The sequence below is a fragment of the Catenovulum agarivorans DS-2 genome, from assembly GCF_000568405.1.
Classification (GTDB): Bacteria; Pseudomonadota; Gammaproteobacteria; order Enterobacterales; family Alteromonadaceae; genus Catenovulum; species Catenovulum agarivorans_A.
This window is the reverse complement of record NZ_ARZY01000082.1, coordinates 1-2,136: the sequence shown is the minus strand read 5'-3', so window position 1 is coordinate 2,136 and position 2,136 is coordinate 1. Positions and strand designations below refer to the sequence as shown.

Annotated in this window: 3 protein-coding genes; all 3 read right to left on the bottom strand. The window is 36.4% G+C overall.

The features are described from left to right. On the bottom strand, window positions 1-182 hold a 182-nt coding region (locus tag DS2_RS20955), incomplete at its 3' end, for a hypothetical protein (protein WP_035016713.1). Between the two features lie 520 nt (window positions 183-702). Beyond that, window positions 703-1,206, bottom strand: a complete 504-nt coding sequence (locus DS2_RS19240; protein ID WP_035016712.1) for a hypothetical protein — start codon at window positions 1,204-1,206, stop codon at window positions 703-705. Next, the gene (locus DS2_RS19235) at window positions 1,196-2,056 is read right to left on the bottom strand and encodes an RHS repeat-associated core domain-containing protein (RefSeq protein WP_081754346.1); all 861 of its coding nucleotides are present in this window, start codon (window positions 2,054-2,056) and stop codon (window positions 1,196-1,198) included. Before DS2_RS19235 ends, DS2_RS19240 begins: the two co-directional genes overlap by 11 nt. Between the last annotated feature and the right edge of the window lie 80 nt (window positions 2,057-2,136).

Genomic DNA, 2,136 nt, shown 5'->3' with positions numbered 1-2,136 from the left:
GGCTTGAAATCATCGTATGATGAATAAAAATCTTGCGTGTAATTTTTACCAGCGTTTGCAACTGTTCGCTGTTTTATATAAGCACTTTTAATAGGGGGGGTATAAGGGTAATATGCACCTCCTGACGAATGATTTGCTACTTCATTTAAATATTTATTGTTTGAAGACTCTATTTTATTCATTGGCCGGTAGTGTTCCACAGAATCATTTAAGACCCACTGTATGAAGCCGATATATCCTTCAATTTGCTGATTTTTTAGGTTTGTAAATTGGCTTTGGCAAACTGGATTTTTTGTTCCGTTGATTTCATAGTCGTAAGTTATTACTGTACCTGTTGGCGTTGTAACACTTTTAAGCTCCTCTGAATAACCTGGCTCATATTCGCCATAGCCATTAGACCAAATACCATAGTAGCTGTATTCCCAGTACTGTCCATTTGAAGGGTTAATTTAATTTTTATAAAATTTTCTGCGCCATTCAATACGACAAGAAATTGGTTAAAAGTATGATTCTGTTCGGGAAATTGTATGATTGATACTGGTAAATTGTACGATATGAATTTGGAAATACTAAAAATTTGTTCGATAACAGTATGGTAAAAACGTCATATTTTTGCCAAATCTTACGATATTTTGCTTGGTAAAAAGTATGACGTTATTTTTGTAAACAACATCACTCTAGAGTTTCATACTCCGTTATTTTTTAGTTAACTGACTTAGCTTTGAGCAGCTCAATTTGCTCTATAACACGATCAAGGTCTATGTTTTTCTTATCCTTCCAACTAGAAACTTTGTTGTCCACCACAGCATATACGCCGTATCTTCCATTGAAAGAAAAGTAATCGTCACCTTCAAACCTCTTTAAGAAGAATAAATAAGATGCTCCAATTTCACAGCAGTCTAGCCTCATCTCAGCAATAGCCAAATCTGTCCTTATTCGTATTTCTCTCAAATTTTTATTTCCAAAGATAATTTTTTGTGATTTCACCTTAGAAACTTCGTGATTAATCATTAATTCGGGGTAACTAGGGTGATTCCAAGGGACTTTTTCTAAGGAATAAACTACCCCTACTAGCACTATGTCTGACTCGTGAATTTTTTCAGACAAATGCATTTCGTCTACATTAGCCGAAAAAGCTTTAATAACAATAAAAAACCACGAGAAAACCAAAAAAGAAAATGAGTTTGTTAAGTTTTTATTCAACATGATTCGGCTCCTTTGGTCTTAATGGCAAACCCACTTCAGTCCTAATCTTATTCGTATTATCCACTGCATTACCCGAATCTCCACCTGCAACGGACGGAATTGCATGACCAACAAGCTCATGGGCCAAAGTTTCTTCAGGAGAATTTTTAAACCCATTCTGATATGTATTTGAATTGCCAGAAACAACTACAACCTGATCTCCAGTATTTCCATCAAAAGTAGCTCCTCCGCCTTTATGCTTATCAATATCCACTGACCCAATTTTTTGTTCCACTGCAATGCCTATAGTTTTTTTACTGCTTATACCATCACTAATTCTAGAAGCATAATATTTTGAGCCAGAGGAATTTTGCGAATTCGGAACTGCTTGAAGCTTGTTGTTTGAATCAAATTTAAATTGCGTACTCGAAAGACTGTTAATCATCCCTTCAACTTGCTTTTGATATTTAGGAAGTGCCACAATTTCCCTCCCATCCGGATCAACATATTTATACGGATTATTAACAGCATACGAATATCGATTGAAGCCCTTGATACCCTCTTCGTTGCTAAGGTGAGACACAGCATCCACCGGATCATTCGAATAAAACCGCCCAATCACTGGATCATAGTATCGTGCCTGCATGTAACTCAAGCCTAAATCAGCATCAAATTTATGGCCTGTATAACCTACATCATCTTTCGGTGTTTCTACTGGTTGACCAAAATCTCTATAGTGGCTTCTCGTTACCTGAGAGGGCGCTTTAACACCAGTTCCTTCTTTAGCAACTAACCTGTCACCAAGATAAATATAATTATGGCTACCCTGTGCTGTTTCTCTAAATAATAGTTTTCCTTCAATACTATACATGCTAAACGAGTCACCGCCCGTGGTATGCTCAATAATTCTTTTACCATGACCGTCATATACATACGAATTACCTTTTGCAG